We start from the raw sequence: 15,909 nt of genomic DNA on the forward strand, positions 1-15,909 counted from the left end.
GGGCAACTTAGTTAGACAATCACGATTCACCGCACGTTTCAGGAACCATCGCTCATGACACAGACTTTAAGCCAGCTTGAAAACCGTGGCGCGTTTATTGAACGTCACATCGGGCCGGATGCCCAGCAGCAGCAAGAGATGCTCAAAACAGTTGGCGCGGATTCATTAAACGCACTGATTGGGCAGATCGTGCCGAAAGATATCCAGCTTGCCACGCCGCCGCAGGTAGGCGACGCCACCACAGAATTCGCCGCGCTGGCGGAGCTGAAGGCGATTGCCGGCCGCAACAAGCGCTTTAAGTCATACATTGGCATGGGCTATGCCCCCGTGCAGTTGCCGCCGGTTATCCTGCGCAATATGCTGGAAAACCCGGGCTGGTATACCGCGTATACGCCGTATCAGCCGGAAGTCTCTCAGGGCCGCCTCGAAGCACTGCTCAATTTCCAGCAGGTTACGCTGGATCTGACCGGGCTTGATATGGCTTCCGCTTCGCTGTTGGATGAAGCGACCGCCGCCGCCGAAGCGATGGCGATGGCTAAGCGCGTGAGCAAACTGAAAAATGCGAACCGTTTCTTTGTGGCAGCCGACGTGCATCCGCAAACGCTGGATGTGGTCCGTACCCGTGCAGAAACCTTCGGCTTCGACGTGATTGTTGATGATGCAGCCAAAGCGCTGGATCACCAGGACGTGTTTGGCGTGCTGTTGCAGCAAGTAGGCACGACCGGTGAAGTTCACGACTACTCTGCGCTGATAGCAGAGCTGAAATCCCGCAAGGTGGTGGTCAGCGTTGCTGCAGATTTCATGGCGCTGGTGCTGTTAACTGCACCGGGTAAACAAGGGGCGGACATTGTCTTCGGCTCCGCTCAACGCTTCGGCGTACCGATGGGCTACGGTGGCCCGCACGCGGCGTTCTTTGCCGCTAAAGATGAATTCAAACGCGCCATGCCTGGCCGTATTATCGGCGTATCGAAAGATGCCGCTGGCAATACCGCACTGCGCATGGCGATGCAGACTCGTGAGCAGCATATCCGCCGCGAGAAAGCCAACTCCAACATTTGTACTTCCCAGGTTCTGCTGGCGAATATCGCCAGCCTGTACGCGGTATACCATGGCCCGGTTGGCCTGAAACGTATTGCTAACCGCATTCACCGCCTGACCGATATTCTGGCCGCCGGCCTGCAGCAAAAAGGTCAGAAACTGCGCCACACTCACTACTTTGACACGCTGTGTGTAGAAGTGGCAGATAAAGCCGCGGTGCTGGCGCGTGCGCAGGCTGCTGAAATTAACCTGCGTAGCGACATCCTGAACGCCGTGGGCATCACCCTGAACGAAACGACCAGCCGCGAAGATGTGCTGAGCCTGTTTAGCGTGATTCTGGGCGACAACCACGGCCTGGACATCGACACCCTCGACAAAGACGTGGCGCTCGATAGCCGCTCTATCCCGCAAGCGATGCAGCGTGATGACGCAATCCTGAGTCATCCGGTGTTTAATCGTTATCACAGCGAAACCGAGATGATGCGCTATATGCACTCTCTGGAACGCAAAGATCTGGCGCTGAATCAGGCGATGATCCCACTGGGATCTTGCACCATGAAGCTGAACGCCGCGGCGGAAATGATCCCAATCACTTGGCCAGAATTTGCTGAACTGCACCCGTTCTGCCCGGTTGAGCAGGCTGAAGGCTATCATCAGATGATCGGTCAGCTTTCCGATTGGCTGGTGAAGTTAACCGGTTATGACGCACTGTGCATGCAGCCGAACTCCGGCGCGCAGGGCGAATATGCCGGCCTGCTGGCGATTCGTCACTACCACGAAAGCCGCAACGATGGTCACCGTGATATCTGCCTGATCCCAAGCTCTGCGCACGGTACCAATCCGGCTTCTGCGCAAATGGCGGGGATGCAGGTAGTGGTGGTGGCCTGCGATAAGAACGGCAACATCGATCTGGCCGATCTGCGTGCCAAAGCAGAACAGCACGCGGCGAATCTCTCTTGCATCATGGTGACTTACCCGTCCACCCACGGCGTGTATGAAGAGACCATCCGTGAAGTGTGTGAAATCGTCCACCAGTTTGGCGGCCAGGTTTACCTCGATGGCGCGAACATGAACGCGCAGGTTGGTATTACCTCGCCGGGCTTTATCGGCGCGGACGTTTCGCATCTTAACCTGCATAAAACCTTCTGTATCCCGCACGGCGGCGGCGGCCCAGGTATGGGGCCAATCGGCGTGAAAGCGCACCTCGCACCGTTCGTTCCGGGGCACAGCGTAGTGCATATCGAAGGGATGCTGACCCGTCAGGGTGCGGTTTCCGCAGCACCATTCGGCAGCGCTTCTATTCTGCCAATCAGCTGGATGTACATCCGCATGATGGGCGCGGAAGGGCTGAAACAGGCAAGTCAGGTCGCCATCCTTAACGCTAACTACATTGCTACCCGTCTGAAAGACGCTTATCCGGTGCTGTACACCGGTCGCGACGGCCACGTGGCGCATGAATGTATTCTGGATATTCGCCCGTTAAAAGAAGAGACGGGGATCAGCGAGCTGGATATCGCTAAGCGTCTTATCGACTACGGTTTCCATGCGCCAACGATGTCCTTCCCGGTAGCGGGGACGCTGATGGTTGAGCCGACGGAATCAGAAAGCAAAGCCGAATTGGATCGCTTTATCGATGCCATGCTGGCAATCCGCAGCGAGATTGAGCGCGTGAAAGCCGGTGAATGGACGCTGGAAGACAACCCGCTGGTCAACTCTCCGCATACCCAGAATGAGCTGGTGGCAGAGTGGAACCACGGCTACAGCCGTGAAGTTGCCGTCTTCCCGGCGGGCATGGCGATCAAGTACTGGCCGACGGTGAAACGTCTTGATGACGTTTACGGCGACCGTAACCTGTTCTGCTCATGCGTACCGATGAGCGAATACCAGTAATCCGCGAGTGACACTATCTTTTAAAGGCGCTTCGGCGCCTTTATTTTTTGGGGAGAATGGGATGACACTTGCATTGGTAACCGGCGCGAGCCGGGGGATTGGACGGGCAACGGCGTTACAGTTGGCGCTGGAAGGCTATACGGTGGCGGTAAATTATCATCAGAATGCGCAGGCGGCGGATGCGGTGGTTAACGCTATTCAGGCGGCGGGGGGGAAAGCGTTTGCCGTGCAGGCGGATATTGGCGATGAACAGCAGGTTGAAGCCATGTTTAACCTGCTGGATAAACGGCCTGAACCTCTGACTGCACTGGTGAACAACGCCGGTATCCTGTTTACGCAAAGCCGCGTAGAAGCGCTGAGCGCCGAACGTATTAACCGGGTTTTAACGACGAATGTTACCGGCTACTTCCTATGCTGCCGGGAGGCGGTAAAACGCATGGCGGTACCGCATGGCGGTGCTGGCGGCGCGATTGTTAATGTCTCTTCGGCGGCGTCGCGGCTGGGGGCGCCTTTCGAATATGTCGATTATGCTGCCTCAAAAGGGGCGGTCGATACGTTGACGACCGGGCTGGCGCTTGAGGTGGCGGCGCAGGGCATTCGCGTCAACTGCGTGCGGCCGGGGCTTATCTATACCGAGATGCACGCTTCCGGCGGCGAGCCGGGCCGCGTTGACCGCGTGAAGTCGATGTTGCCCATGCAGCGCGGTGGCCAGCCGGAAGAGGTGGCGCAGGCGATTGTCTGGTTACTGAGTGAAAAGGCGTCGTACGTGACGGGCAGTTTTATTGAGTTGGCGGGCGGTAAATAGCGAAGTTAGCCCCTCTCCTCGTGAGCAGAGGGGCGAGTGATTACAGATTTTCGCCGTTGCTGGCGATCACTTCTTTGTACCAGTTGAAGCTCTTCTTGCGTGAGCGCGACATATCACCGGTACCGTCGTCATGCTTGTTGACGTAAATAAAGCCGTAGCGCTTGCTGTACTGCCCGGTTGTGAACGATACGCAATCGATGCAGCCCCACGGCGTATAGCCCATCAGGTCAACGCCATCGTAGGTGACGGCTTTCATCATCTCTTCGACGTGGGCACGCAGATAGTCGATGCGGTAGTCATCGTTGATGCTGCCGTCGGCTTCGACTTTATCGTACGCGCCGAAGCCGTTTTCCACGATAAACAGCGGTTTTTGGTAGCGTTCGTACAATTCACACAGCGAGTAGCGCAGGCCGACCGGGTCAATCTGCCAGCCCCAGTCAGAGGTTTTCACGTGTGGGTTTGGTACGCTGCCTTCAAAGCCAGAAATCGCGTCGCCGCTGCCACCTTCAGCCTTCACGGCGTTAGTCATGTAGTAGCTGAGTCCAAGGTAATCGCAGGTGCCTTCACGTAAGATGGCCTCATCGCCGGCTTCCATTTTGATATTAAAGCCGCGACGTTCCCACTCGTTTAGCACGTAGCGCGGGTAGTAGCCGCGCATCTGCACGTCGGTAAAGACATAGCGCTCACGCATTGATTCCTGCGCAAACATCACGTCTTCTGGTTTGCAGGAGAATGGATAGAGTGCCACCATCGCCAGCATACAGCCGACCTGCATTTCCGGGTTAATTCGGCGAGCGGCTTTCACCGCCAGCGCGCTGGCCACGAACTGGTGGTGCAGCACCTGGTACATGGTCTCTTCTGGGTTCTCATGCTCTGTATAGACCACGCCGGAACAGCAGTAGCCGAACAATGGTGCGCGCCAGTTGCGTTGGTTATTGATTTCGTTAAAGGTCATCCAGTATTTGACCTTGTGCTTGTAGCGTTCGAAAACGACTTCAGCGAAACGCACAAAGAAATCGACCACTTTGCGGTTGGTCCAGGCGCCGTATTCTTGTACCAGATGCAGCGGCATTTCGAAGTGGGAGAGGGTGATCACCGGCTCGATGTTGTATTTCAACAGCTCATCGAACATGTCGTCGTAAAATTTTAGCCCTTCTTCATTTGGCAGCGCTTCGTCGCCGTTAGGGAAGATACGGGTCCAGGCAATTGAGGTTCGGAAGCATTTGAAGCCCATCTCAGCAAACAGCTTGATGTCTTCTTTGTAGTGGCCATGAAAATCGATTGCTTCATGATTCGGATAATATTTCCCCGGCACCACTTCCTGAGTGATTTCGCGCGGAACGCCGTGGGCACCGCCGGTTAGCACATCACAGATGCTGGGGCCCTTGCCGCCTTTATTCCAGCCGCCTTCAACCTGGTGTGCGGCAACGGCGCCACCCTATAAAAAGTCTTTCGGTAAGGTCAGTTTTTTCATCTTTGCTATGCTCATATATTGGGCTTAATAACGCTGAGTCTAACAAAGGATAATTAAATGTCACGATATAACAAATTCCACCACAGGGAATATGTTACATCGAAAAAACACCCTGTATTTTTATGCTAATTTCTTCGCCAATTTACGACCAAGTGATTCCAGAATATAGATAACTGGGATCTGTGTCGTAATATCGTAGACGCCGCCTATGCGGGTTTGCGGGACGTGCCAGGAGAGATTAAAGTCGGCGAGTTTGGCCAGGCGCGAGTGCTCGTGGCTGGTGATGGACATGACTTTGCAGCGGTGCAGACTGAACTGTCCGGCAAAACGCAGAATTTCTTCCGTTTCACCAGAGACCGAGAGCACGATCGCCAGTGCATTTTTTGCCATATCATTGGTGACGGGAAAATAAGGGTCGTCGATATGGTTGCTGAATTTTCCAATATTAGAAAAGAATCGTGCACCATATTTTGCAAGTGAGCCTGAGGTCCCTGCACCGACAAAAATAATACGTTCGGATGAGAGAATAATATCGACTGCATGATCGAGCAGTTTATCAAACTCGTCATTATTCACGCCTTTGAAAAAACTGATGATCTCACTGGCGCCGAAATTAGCCTGCTGCGGTTCATCCTGTTCTAAATATAATTTAAAGCGTACGCGAAACTCTGAATACCCTTCACAGTTTAGCTTGCGGCAAAAACGCATCACCGTGGTCGTCGAAACGCCTGCCGCATCGGCCAGCTCGCGGATGGTCATATACATCACCGTATCACGATTTTTGATAACGTAGTGGTAGACCATCATCTCAAGATTATTGAGACTGGCGATAGTAGCGTGGGAGAATAGGCTCACGGTAGCGATACTCGTACAATTAAATCATCTACAGGGAATGATACCATGCAGCCTAACGACATCACTTTTTTTCAGCGCTTTCAGGCCGACATTCTTGCTGGGCGTAAGACCATTACGCTGCGCGATGCATCGGAGTCCCATTTTAAGGTTGGGGATGTGCTTCGCGTGGGGCGTTACGAAGATAACGGCTATTTCTGCACAATCCGCGTAGTGGCAACGTCAACGGTGACCATGGATACGCTGACGGATCGCCATGCCGAGCAGGAAAACATGACGCTGTCAGAGCTAAAGCAGGTTATCTCTGATATTTATCCGGGTGAAAATACTTTCTATGTCATTGAATTTAAATGCATTGATTGAAATAAGGTACACGTGTTAGTTGAATGATTTTGTTAACTTATTGATTAATCTGATTTTACAAAAAATCATCATTTTATTTTAGCTTACATGTGTTCACTGAAATCATTCTCAGTTACGCTAGGGTGTTTGTTCGATTTATCGTCCGCCCGGAGCGCGTAATGGATAAGAAGCCACTCATTCAGCAGGGATATTCTCTGGCAGAGGAAATTGCCAATAGCATCAGTCACGGTGTCGGTTTTGTATTGGGGATTGTCGGTTTGGTCCTGCTGCTGGTTCAGGCGATTGACGCCAACGCCAGCGCGACGGCTATCACGAGCTACAGCCTCTACGGCGGCAGTATGATCCTGCTGTTTCTTGCCTCGACGCTGTATCACGCCATCCCTTCTCAGCGTGCGAAGGTGTGGCTGAAAAAATTCGATCATTGCGCCATTTATCTGCTGATTGCCGGGACCTACACGCCGTTTTTGCTGGTTGGGCTGGATTCACCGCTGGCGCGGGGTCTGATGATTGTTATCTGGAGCCTGGCGCTGCTGGGGATCTTATTTAAGCTGACCATCGCACATCGCTTTAAAGTTCTGTCGCTGGTGACTTACTTAACGATGGGCTGGCTATCACTTATCGTGGTGTATCAACTGGCGGTGAAGCTGTCGATAGGCGGTGTGACGCTATTGGCGGTCGGGGGGATTGTCTATTCGCTGGGGGTTATTTTCTACGTCTGCAAGCGGATACCGTACAACCACGCTATTTGGCACGCGTTTGTGCTGGGCGGCAGCGCCTGCCATTTCCTGGCAATTTATCTGTATGTCGGGCAGGCTGCGTAGTTTCCCGTTGTTCCGGGCTACACTTTACGGGTAGCCCGGAGAAGGACTCGGTTACTCTTCGTCTAATGAATACGGCAGCGGCTTGATGCTCAGGGTATTTGCATCGTCGCGCACGCGGAAAACGCTGTCGGCTTCCATATCATTATTCATTACCACCTGCACCAGCAGTTGGCCATCTTCCAGCTGTACTGCGGCTAGCACGGTGCCGGTACGGCGCCAGTTGTCACCCATTTTCAGCTCGAGATCTTCGCCAGCCACCGGGACGCGTGCGGCAGAACCGGCCAGCGTCCACAGCGCACGCTTATTGGCACCACGGAATTTTGCACGAGCTACCATCTCCTGACCGGTATAGCAGCCTTTCTTAAAGCTGATACCACCCAGCGCCTGAATGTTGGTGGCTTGCGGGATAAACTGCGCGCTGTTTGCTTCGTCAATGATCGGCAGGCCGGCCTCAATGTCCAGCGCCAGCCACTGCTGGCTGTTGTTGAGCTGTGCTTCGCCGCGCAGCGCTTCCATCACGCGCTCGGCGGTGGCAACGTCGGTGACCAGCAGGAAACGCTCATCCGGATGAGCCAGCCACAGCAGCGATGTTTCTCCGTCCTGCACGCTTGGCTTTTCGGCTCCCGGCAGTTCGGCAAACAGATTCGCCAGCGCAGCACGCGCCTGGAAACCCGCCACGCCTAGCAGCACCAGATCGTCATTGGCGGCGATAGTCACTTTTGAGAAAACGGCATATTTTTTCAGCTGAGTCAGCTGCGCTTCGCGCACGCTGCGACGTTCGATGATGGCAAAACCGTCGTGACGGCGGAACAAACGCAGGTTGCTCCACATTTTGCCTTTCGCGTCGCAGTGGGCAACCAGCAGATGCTGGTGTTCGTTCATTTGCGCGACGTCAGCGGTAACCTGGCCTTGCAGGTACTTTTCGCTGTCGGCACCGGTGAGGGTCGCCAACGCCCAATCATCAAGCGTCATTAACGTCAGCGGTAAACGCGCTGAGGCGCAAGGCTGGCGTGGAGGAAAAGGAGTAAAAGCCATATGAGTGTCCTGAATTGAGTAACGAACGCGCTTATTCCCTCATGGTAAAAGAGATGTCCGCCATTGCAAGCGGTTTTGACGGCCGTTTTGTGCCGTTCGCGCGTTCAGCGAAGCGGGGCGTAAGAAAATGAATTCCATGCGTTTAATATGGTTTTTTTCTGAATATGACGCGCGTGACGTGAGATTCCAGTAAAGAAACTGCAAAAAACACGTTAAACTAGTAACAACGTAATGCTGGAAGGAAATTATGGACATCAATAATAAAGCCCGTATCCATTGGGCATGCCGCCGCGGTATGCGTGAACTCGACATCTCCATCATGCCGTTCTTTGAGCATGAGTACGACACGCTGAGCGATGAAGACAAAGCTATCTTTATTCGTCTGCTGGAATGCGACGATCCGGACCTGTTCAATTGGTTGATGAACCACGGTAAACCGGCCGATGCCAGACTCCAGCGTATGGTACAACTTATTCAGACACGGAATCGGGAACGTGGTCCTGTGGCAATCTGATTTACGCGTCTCATGGCGCTCACAGTGGCTCTCTTTACTGCTCCACGGCCTGGTGGCGGCTTTTGTGCTGCTGATGCCCTGGCCGTTGAGCTATACCCCGCTTTGGCTGCTGTTGCTGTCGCTGGTGGTGTTCGACTGCGTGCGCAGCCAACGGCGCATTCATTCACATCAAGGCGAGATTAAACTGCTGATGGACTCCCGTCTGCGTTGGCGCAATCAGGAGTGGGATATTCAGGGCGCGCCGTGGATGCTGAGCTCAGGCATGATGTTGCGTATTCGTCGCTGTGGCGGCGGTCGGCGTCACCATCTGTGGCTGGCGGCTGACAGTATGAATCCGGAAGAGTGGCGCGATCTGCGGCGTATTCTTTTGCAGCAGCCCGCGCCGAGTAAGCACTAAGAGAACTGTTCGGCCATTTCGCCGAGAATCTGCTCGCACCAGCTCTGAATGCGTTCATCGCTCAGATCGTATTGGTTCGTTTCATCCAATGCGAGACCGACAAACAGCTGCCCGTCGGCGATAACCGGTTTCGGGCTGGTGAACTCATACCCTTCCGTTGGCCAGTAGCCGACAAATTTCACCGCTTTGGTGGCCAGCTTATCGTGCAGCATGCCCAATGCGTCGAGGAACCACTCGCCGTAGCCTAGCTGGTCGCCCATGCCATAGAGTGCGACGATTTTACCTTCCAGATTCAGCGTATCCAGCTGTTCCCAGACGGCTTCCCAATCTTCCTGAATTTCACCGAAATCCCAGGTTGGGATCCCGAGAATGAGCACATCGTATTGCTCCATTAAGGCTGGAGAATCATCTTTTAGATTGTGTAATGTGACCAGTTCCGGCCCGATAATGTCGCGAATTTTTTCCGCTGCCATTTCGGTATAGCAGGTGCTGGAACCATAAAAAAGGCCAATATTCATGACGTACAGCTCTCGATTCTTGCGATGACGATGCCGCTAGTGTACCAGAAAGGCATCTGATTCAGGCATAATGGTGCTGATTAAACACGCACAGGAGCCGATGTGGACAAGGACCTTGCACGAATCGAGCAGTTTCTCGATGCGCTGTGGCTGGAGCGAAATCTGGCGGAAAATACCCTCAGCGCCTATCGTCGCGATCTGACGATGGTGGTGGAATGGCTGGCGCATCGCGGCCTCACGCTTGAGAGCGCGCAAAGCGACGATCTGCAAAACCTGCTCGCCGAGCGTCAGCAGGGCGGCTATAAGGCGACCAGCACGGCACGACTGCTTAGCGCCATGCGTCGCTTCTTTCAGCATCTGTATCGTGAAAAGATTCGTCCTGACGATCCCAGCGCGCTGCTGGCATCGCCTAAACTTCCCCAGCGGCTGCCGAAGGATCTCAGTGAGGCGCAGGTAGAACGGCTGCTGCAGGCGCCGGTGGTGGATCAACCCCTTGAGCTGCGCGATAAGGCTATGCTTGAGGTACTGTATGCGACCGGTCTTCGCGTTTCCGAGTTGGTCGGCCTGACGATGAGCGATATCAGCCTGCGTCAGGGCGTCGTTCGAGTGATCGGGAAAGGTAATAAAGAACGGTTGGTTCCGTTAGGGGAAGAAGCCGTCTATTGGGTCGAGAACTGGCTAGAGCACGGTCGTCCGTGGATGCTAAACGGCGTAGCCATTGACGTCTTGTTCCCCAGCCAGCGTGCGCAGCAAATGACCCGTCAGACCTTTTGGCACCGTATTAAGCACTACGCCCAACTGGCCGGGATTGATAGCGAGAAGCTGTCACCGCACGTTTTACGCCACGCCTTTGCGACGCATTTGCTAAACCACGGCGCGGATCTGCGCGTGGTGCAAATGCTGTTAGGGCATAGCGATCTGTCGACCACTCAAATTTATACGCACGTCGCGACAGAGCGCCTGCGTCAACTTCATCAACAGCACCATCCGCGAGCATGATGCTGATTTAAAAGGACAGTTTATGAAACAAGGTTTAATGATGTTTACCCTGCTGGCCGCCGCTTTTTCCGGCGTAGCGCATGCTGACGATGCCGCGATTAAGCAATCTCTGGCAAAACTGGGTGTGCAGAGCACCGATATCCAGCCTGCCCCAGTTGCCGGTATGAAAACCGTGCTGACCAACAGCGGTGTGCTGTACGTTACCGATGATGGTAAGCACATCATTCAGGGGCCAATGTATGACGTGAGCGGCGCACAGCCGGTCAACGTGACGAACGGCCTGCTGATGACCCATCTGAAAGCGCTGGAAAAAGAGATGATCGTCTACAAAGCGCCGCAGGAAAAACACGTGATCACCGTCTTTACCGACATCACCTGTGGTTATTGCCACAAGTTGCATGAAGAGATGAAAGACTACAACGCGCTGGGCATCACCGTGCGCTATCTGGCCTTCCCACGCCAGGGCGTGCAAAGCCAGGCTGAGCAGGACATGAAAGCTATCTGGTGTGCTAAAGACCGCAACAAGGCGTTTGATGATGCGATGAACGGCAAAGGCGTACAGGCGGCGACCTGTGATCTCGACATTGCCAATCACTACGCGCTGGGCGTGCAGTTTGGCGTTAACGGAACGCCAGCGATTGTGCTTAACGACGGCTATGTGGTTCCCGGTTACCAGGGGCCGAAAGAGATGAAAGCTTTCCTCGACGAACATCAAAAACAGACCAGCGGTAAATAACTCGCGTGAAACCACAGACTCAACTGCGCCGCCGTGAGGTGGACGATTCAATCACGTTACCGGAAGAACTTTCGCCGCTGCTGCGCCGTCTGTACGCCAGCCGCGGCGTGAAAACACCGGACGATCTGCAACGCGGCCTGAAGGGCATGTTGCACTGGCGTGACCTGACGGGCGTTGAAAAAGCCGTCGAGATGCTGCACGACGCGTTCGAGAAAAATTTGCGCATTATGGTGGTGGGCGATTTTGACGCCGATGGCGCGACCAGCACCGCGCTGAGCGTTCTGGCGCTGCGCGCGATGGGCTGCCGAAGCGTGGAATATCTGGTGCCGAACCGCTTCGAAGACGGCTATGGCTTAAGTCCGGAGGTGGTCGATCAGGCTCACGCCCGCGGCGCGCAAATGATCATGACGGTGGATAACGGGATCTCTTCTCACGCCGGCGTTGATCATGCCCATAAGCTGGGGATCGGCGTGCTGGTTACCGATCACCACCTGCCGGGCGATACGTTGCCCGATGCGGATGCGATGGTTAACCCGAATCTCGCCGACTGTCCTTTCCCGTCAAAATCGCTGGCGGGCGTCGGCGTGGCGTTCTACCTGATGCTGGTGCTGTGTAATCATCTGAAGGCAAAGGGATGGTTTGAGGCCCGCGGTATTGCCGTGCCCAAAATTGTTGAATTCCTCGACTTGGTGGCATTAGGCACCGTGGCCGATGTGGTGCCGCTGGATACCAATAACCGTATTCTCACCTGGCAGGGCTTAAGCCGTATTCGCGCTGGCGTCTGCCGTCCCGGCATTAAAGCGCTGCTGGAGATCGCCAATCGTGATGCCGCAAAACTGGTGGCAAGCGATCTCGGGTTTGCGCTCGGTCCACGCCTGAATGCCGCCGGGCGTTTAGACGATATGTCGGTCGGTGTGGCATTACTGCTGTGCGATAACCTTGGCGAAGCGCGCGTGCTGGCCAACGAACTGGACGCGTTAAACCAAACGCGCAAAGAGATTGAGCAGGGCATGCAGGCGGAAGCGCTGACCCTGTGTGAAAAACTGGAACGCAGCAGCGACGAGCTGCCGGGCGGGCTGGCAATGTACCACCCGGAGTGGCACCAGGGTGTTGTGGGCATTCTGGCTTCACGCATTAAAGAACGTTTCCATCGTCCGGTGATTGCGTTTGCGCCGGCGGGTAACGGTCAGCTCAAAGGTTCCGGGCGTTCCATTCAGGGGCTGCATATGCGCGATGCGCTGGAGCGTCTGGATACCCTCCATCCTGGGCTGATGTTGAAATTTGGCGGTCACGCGATGGCAGCGGGGCTCTCATTGGAAGAAGCGCGCTTCGAGGAGTTCCAGCGGCACTTTGGCGATCTGGTCACTGAGTGGCTGGATCCGGCGCTGTTACAGGGGGAGATTCTCTCCGACGGTGAACTGACGTCGCAGGAGATGACCATCGAGATGGCGCAGATGCTGCGCGAAGCAGGCCCGTGGGGACAAATGTTCCCTGAACCGCTGTTTGACGGCCGTTTCCGCCTGCTACAACAGCGGCTGGTCGGTGAGCGGCACCTCAAGGTGATGGTCGAGCCAGTGGGCGGCGGCCCGCTGCTGGATGGTATCGCATTTAACGTCGATACCGCCGTCTGGCCGGATAATGGGGTGCGGGAAGTGACGCTGGCCTATCGGCTGGACATCAACGAATATCGCGGCAACCGCAGCTTACAGCTGATCATCGAGAATCTCTGGCCAATTTAGCGTCTCTTAGACTGTAATTAAGGGCGGGAATCCGCTAAGATTCCGCTCTTATAACCGCATTTTTCTCGTCCATTAAAAGAAAATAGACCATGTTTGAAATAAACCCGGTAAATAATCGCATTCAGGACCTCACGGAGCGCTCCGACGTTCTTAGGGGGTACCTTTGACTATGATGCCAAGAAAGAGCGTCTGGAAGAAGTAAACGCCGAGCTGGAACAGCCGGATGTCTGGAACGAACCCGAACGCGCGCAGGCGCTGGGCAAAGAGCGTTCTTCCCTTGAAGCCATCGTCGATACCCTCGATCAGATGTCTCAGGGTCTGGAAGATGTTTCTGGCCTGCTGGAACTGGCCGTAGAAGCCGACGACGAAGAGACCTTTAACGAGGCCGTTGCCGAGCTCAATACGCTGGAAGAGAAGCTGGCACAGCTGGAATTCCGTCGTATGTTCTCCGGTGAATACGACAGCGCGGATTGCTACATCGATATCCAGGCCGGTTCTGGCGGTACTGAAGCGCAGGACTGGGCAAGCATTCTCGAACGCATGTATCTGCGTTGGGCAGAAGCGCGCGGCTTTAAAACCGAAATTATTGAAGAGTCCGAAGGTGATGTGGCCGGGATTAAATCCGTGACCATCAAAGTTTCTGGTGACTATGCCTACGGCTGGTTACGTACCGAAACCGGCGTTCACCGTCTGGTGCGTAAAAGCCCGTTTGACTCCGGTGGCCGTCGCCATACCTCGTTCAGCTCCGCATTCGTTTACCCGGAAGTGGATGACGATATTGATATCGAGATTAATCCAGCGGATCTGCGTATCGACGTTTACCGCGCTTCCGGTGCCGGTGGTCAGCACGTTAACCGTACGGAATCTGCGGTGCGTATCACCCACATTCCAACTGGGATCGTAACGCAGTGCCAGAACGACCGTTCACAGCACAAGAACAAAGACCAGGCCATGAAGCAGATGAAAGCCAAGCTTTATGAACTGGAAATGCAGAAAAAGAATGCAGAAAAACAGGCGATGGAAGACACCAAGTCGGACATTGGCTGGGGGAGTCAGATTCGCTCCTACGTACTGGACGATTCCCGCATTAAAGACCTGCGCACCGGGGTAGAAACCCGTAATACGCAGGCGGTACTGGACGGAAGTCTGGATCAATTTATCGAAGCAAGCTTGAAAGCAGGGTTATGAGGAACCAACATGTCTGAACAAAACGCACAAGGCGCTGACGAGGTAGTCGATCTTAATAACGAAATGAAGGCACGCCGCGAGAAGCTGGCTGCACTGCGTGAGCAGGGTATCCCGTTCCCAAATGATTTCCGTCGTGACCGTACCTCAGACCAACTGCACGCTGAATTCGATAGCAAGGAAGGCGAAGAGCTGGAAGCGCTGAACATCGAAGTGTCCGTGGCTGGTCGTATGATGACTCGCCGTATTATGGGTAAAGCGTCTTTCGTTACCCTGCAGGACGTTGGCGGCCGTATTCAGCTGTACGTCGCCCGTGACGATCTGCCGGAAGGTATCTACAACGAGCAGTTCAAGAAATGGGACCTCGGCGATATCCTGGGCGCAAAAGGTAAACTGTTCAAAACCAAAACCGGTGAACTGTCTATCCACTGCACCGAGCTGCGTCTGCTGACCAAAGCACTGCGCCCGCTGCCGGATAAATTCCACGGTCTGCAGGATCAGGAAGCGCGCTACCGTCAGCGTTACCTGGACCTGATCTCCAACGATACGTCCCGTAACACCTTCAAAGTGCGTTCCCAGATTCTGGCCGGCATCCGTGAATTCATGGTTGGCCGCAACTTTATGGAAGTGGAAACCCCAATGATGCAGGTGATCCCAGGCGGTGCGTCTGCCCGTCCGTTCATCACCCATCATAACGCGCTGGATCTGGACATGTACCTGCGTATTGCGCCGGAACTGTACCTGAAGCGTCTGGTGGTTGGTGGTTTCGAACGCGTCTTCGAAATTAACCGTAACTTCCGTAACGAAGGTATTTCTGTTCGTCATAACCCAGAGTTCACCATGATGGAACTCTATATGGCGTATGCGGACTATAAAGACCTGATCGAACTGACTGAGTCCCTGTTCCGTACTCTGGCGCAGAACATTCTGGGCAACACCGCGGTGCCTTACGGCGACCAGACTTTCGACTTTGGTAAGCCGTTCGAAAAACTGACCATGCGTGAAGCTATCAAGAAATACCGTCCAGAAACCGACATGGCTGACCTGGATAACTTCGACTCCGCGAAGGCCATTGCTGAAAGCATTGGCGTTCACGTTGAGAAGAGCTGGGGCCTGGGCCGTATCGTGACCGAGATCTTCGAAGAAGTTGCCGAAGCGCACCTGATTCAGCCAACCTTCATCACCGAGTACCCGGCAGAAGTTTCTCCGCTGGCGCGTCGTAATGATGAAAATCCAGAAATCACTGACCGCTTTGAATTCTTCATCGGCGGCCGCGAAATCGGTAACGGTTTCAGCGAGCTGAACGATGCTGAAGATCAGGCGCAGCGCTTCCAGGATCAGGTTAACGCGAAAGAAGCGGGCGATGACGAAGCGATGTTCTACGACGAAGACTACGTTACCGCGCTGGAACATGGCCTGCCGCCAACCGCTGGCCTGGGCATCGGTATCGACCGTATGGTGATGCTGTTCACCAACAGCCACACCATCCGTGACGTGATTTTGTTCCCGGCAATGCGTCCGGTAAAATAATCGCCATTGCGAA

The 15,909-nt window shown here is 54.6% G+C and carries 14 protein-coding genes and 1 pseudogene; 11 read left to right on the forward strand and 4 right to left on the reverse strand.

Translation table 11 applies throughout. The annotated features are described in order from the left end of the window. The first annotated feature begins 54 nt into the window (after positions 1-54). Positions 55-2,928, forward strand: a complete 2,874-nt coding sequence (gcvP, locus tag KCR01S_RS13705) for an aminomethyl-transferring glycine dehydrogenase (RefSeq protein WP_061283273.1) — start codon at positions 55-57, stop codon at positions 2,926-2,928. Between the two features lie 61 nt (positions 2,929-2,989). Then, complete coding sequence (locus KCR01S_RS13710) at positions 2,990-3,733, forward strand: SDR family oxidoreductase (RefSeq protein WP_061283274.1); 744 nt, start codon at positions 2,990-2,992, stop codon at positions 3,731-3,733. A 40-nt stretch (positions 3,734-3,773) separates the two neighbouring features. Here the strand turns inward: KCR01S_RS13710 and KCR01S_RS13715 are convergent. Together KCR01S_RS13715 and KCR01S_RS13720 are read right to left on the reverse strand one after the other, a co-directional pair. Further along, a pseudogene (locus KCR01S_RS13715) lies at positions 3,774-5,207 on the reverse strand (6-phospho-beta-glucosidase). Between the two features lie 120 nt (positions 5,208-5,327). Continuing rightward, entirely contained in the window at positions 5,328-6,062 is a 735-nt protein-coding gene (locus KCR01S_RS13720) for a MurR/RpiR family transcriptional regulator (RefSeq protein WP_072277149.1), read from the reverse strand. A 45-nt stretch (positions 6,063-6,107) separates the two neighbouring features. Here KCR01S_RS13720 and yqfB point away from each other — a divergent pair, with 45 nt between their 5' ends. Both yqfB and trhA read left to right on the forward strand, forming a co-directional pair. Beyond that, positions 6,108-6,422, forward strand: a complete 315-nt coding sequence (gene yqfB, locus KCR01S_RS13725; protein WP_061283277.1) for a N(4)-acetylcytidine aminohydrolase — start codon at positions 6,108-6,110, stop codon at positions 6,420-6,422. A gap of 158 nt (positions 6,423-6,580) precedes the next feature. After that, a complete protein-coding gene (trhA, locus tag KCR01S_RS13730; protein WP_061283278.1) occupies positions 6,581-7,243 on the forward strand; it encodes a PAQR family membrane homeostasis protein TrhA in 663 nt (220 codons plus the stop codon). A gap of 51 nt (positions 7,244-7,294) precedes the next feature. Here trhA and ygfZ read toward each other — a convergent pair whose 3' ends face one another. Next, positions 7,295-8,278 (reverse strand): tRNA-modifying protein YgfZ, encoded by a 984-nt coding sequence (gene ygfZ / locus KCR01S_RS13735; RefSeq protein ID WP_061283279.1) that lies wholly within the window; start codon positions 8,276-8,278, stop codon positions 7,295-7,297. Between the two features lie 247 nt (positions 8,279-8,525). Here ygfZ and sdhE point away from each other — a divergent pair, with 247 nt between their 5' ends. Next, complete coding sequence (sdhE, locus tag KCR01S_RS13740) at positions 8,526-8,792, forward strand: FAD assembly factor SdhE (protein WP_061283280.1); 267 nt, start codon at positions 8,526-8,528, stop codon at positions 8,790-8,792. Next, positions 8,773-9,189 carry a protein YgfX gene (locus KCR01S_RS13745; protein WP_061283281.1) on the forward strand — a complete coding sequence of 139 codons (417 nt, stop codon included), beginning with the start codon at positions 8,773-8,775 and terminating at the stop codon, positions 9,187-9,189. Before sdhE ends, KCR01S_RS13745 begins: the two co-directional genes overlap by 20 nt. Here the strand turns inward: KCR01S_RS13745 and fldB are convergent. After that, positions 9,186-9,707 (reverse strand): flavodoxin FldB, encoded by a 522-nt coding sequence (fldB, locus tag KCR01S_RS13750; RefSeq protein ID WP_061283282.1) that lies wholly within the window; start codon positions 9,705-9,707, stop codon positions 9,186-9,188. The two genes, KCR01S_RS13745 and fldB, sit on opposite strands and share 4 nt — an antisense overlap. A 102-nt stretch (positions 9,708-9,809) precedes the next feature. On the opposite strand from fldB, the gene xerD reads away from it, so the two are divergent. The 5 genes from xerD to lysS all read left to right on the forward strand — a co-directional run bounded on the left by xerD (position 9,810) and on the right by lysS (position 15,896). Next, complete coding sequence (gene xerD, locus KCR01S_RS13755) at positions 9,810-10,706, forward strand: site-specific tyrosine recombinase XerD (RefSeq protein WP_061283283.1); 897 nt, start codon at positions 9,810-9,812, stop codon at positions 10,704-10,706. A gap of 22 nt (positions 10,707-10,728) precedes the next feature. Further along, complete coding sequence (gene dsbC / locus KCR01S_RS13760; RefSeq protein WP_061283284.1) at positions 10,729-11,442, forward strand: bifunctional protein-disulfide isomerase/oxidoreductase DsbC; 714 nt, start codon at positions 10,729-10,731, stop codon at positions 11,440-11,442. 5 nt (positions 11,443-11,447) lie between these two features. Continuing rightward, positions 11,448-13,181 (forward strand): single-stranded-DNA-specific exonuclease RecJ, encoded by a 1,734-nt coding sequence (recJ, locus tag KCR01S_RS13765; protein WP_061283285.1) that lies wholly within the window; start codon positions 11,448-11,450, stop codon positions 13,179-13,181. A gap of 89 nt (positions 13,182-13,270) precedes the next feature. Beyond that, a protein-coding gene (gene prfB / locus KCR01S_RS13770) for a peptide chain release factor 2 (RefSeq protein WP_112204501.1) occupies positions 13,271-14,369 on the forward strand; the annotation gives its coding sequence in 2 pieces (ribosomal slippage) (positions 13,271-13,345 and positions 13,347-14,369; 1,098 coding nt in all). Between the two features lie 9 nt (positions 14,370-14,378). Beyond that, on the forward strand, positions 14,379-15,896 hold the full coding sequence (gene lysS, locus KCR01S_RS13775; protein WP_052282005.1) for a lysine--tRNA ligase: 1,518 nt from the start codon (positions 14,379-14,381) through the stop codon (positions 15,894-15,896). Positions 15,897-15,909: the final 13 nt, after the last annotated feature.

This window comes from Kluyvera cryocrescens NBRC 102467 (genome assembly GCF_001571285.1).
Lineage (GTDB): Bacteria > Pseudomonadota > Gammaproteobacteria > Enterobacterales > Enterobacteriaceae > Kluyvera > Kluyvera cryocrescens.

What these genes read in the sequence shown, in the direction of transcription:
- yqfB (WP_061283277.1), top strand. Translation starts at nt 6,108, where the DNA reads ATGCAGCCTAACGACATCACTTTTTTTCAGCGCTTTCAGGCCGACATT.
- fldB (WP_061283282.1), bottom strand. Translation starts at nt 9,707, where the DNA reads ATGAATATTGGCCTTTTTTATGGTTCCAGCACCTGCTATACCGAAATG.
- KCR01S_RS13710 (WP_061283274.1), top strand. Translation starts at nt 2,990, where the DNA reads ATGACACTTGCATTGGTAACCGGCGCGAGCCGGGGGATTGGACGGGCA.
- gcvP (WP_061283273.1), top strand. Translation starts at nt 55, where the DNA reads ATGACACAGACTTTAAGCCAGCTTGAAAACCGTGGCGCGTTTATTGAA.
- lysS (WP_052282005.1), top strand. Translation starts at nt 14,379, where the DNA reads ATGTCTGAACAAAACGCACAAGGCGCTGACGAGGTAGTCGATCTTAAT.
- sdhE (WP_061283280.1), top strand. Translation starts at nt 8,526, where the DNA reads ATGGACATCAATAATAAAGCCCGTATCCATTGGGCATGCCGCCGCGGT.
- ygfZ (WP_061283279.1), bottom strand. Translation starts at nt 8,278, where the DNA reads ATGGCTTTTACTCCTTTTCCTCCACGCCAGCCTTGCGCCTCAGCGCGT.
- dsbC (WP_061283284.1), top strand. Translation starts at nt 10,729, where the DNA reads ATGAAACAAGGTTTAATGATGTTTACCCTGCTGGCCGCCGCTTTTTCC.
- trhA (WP_061283278.1), top strand. Translation starts at nt 6,581, where the DNA reads ATGGATAAGAAGCCACTCATTCAGCAGGGATATTCTCTGGCAGAGGAA.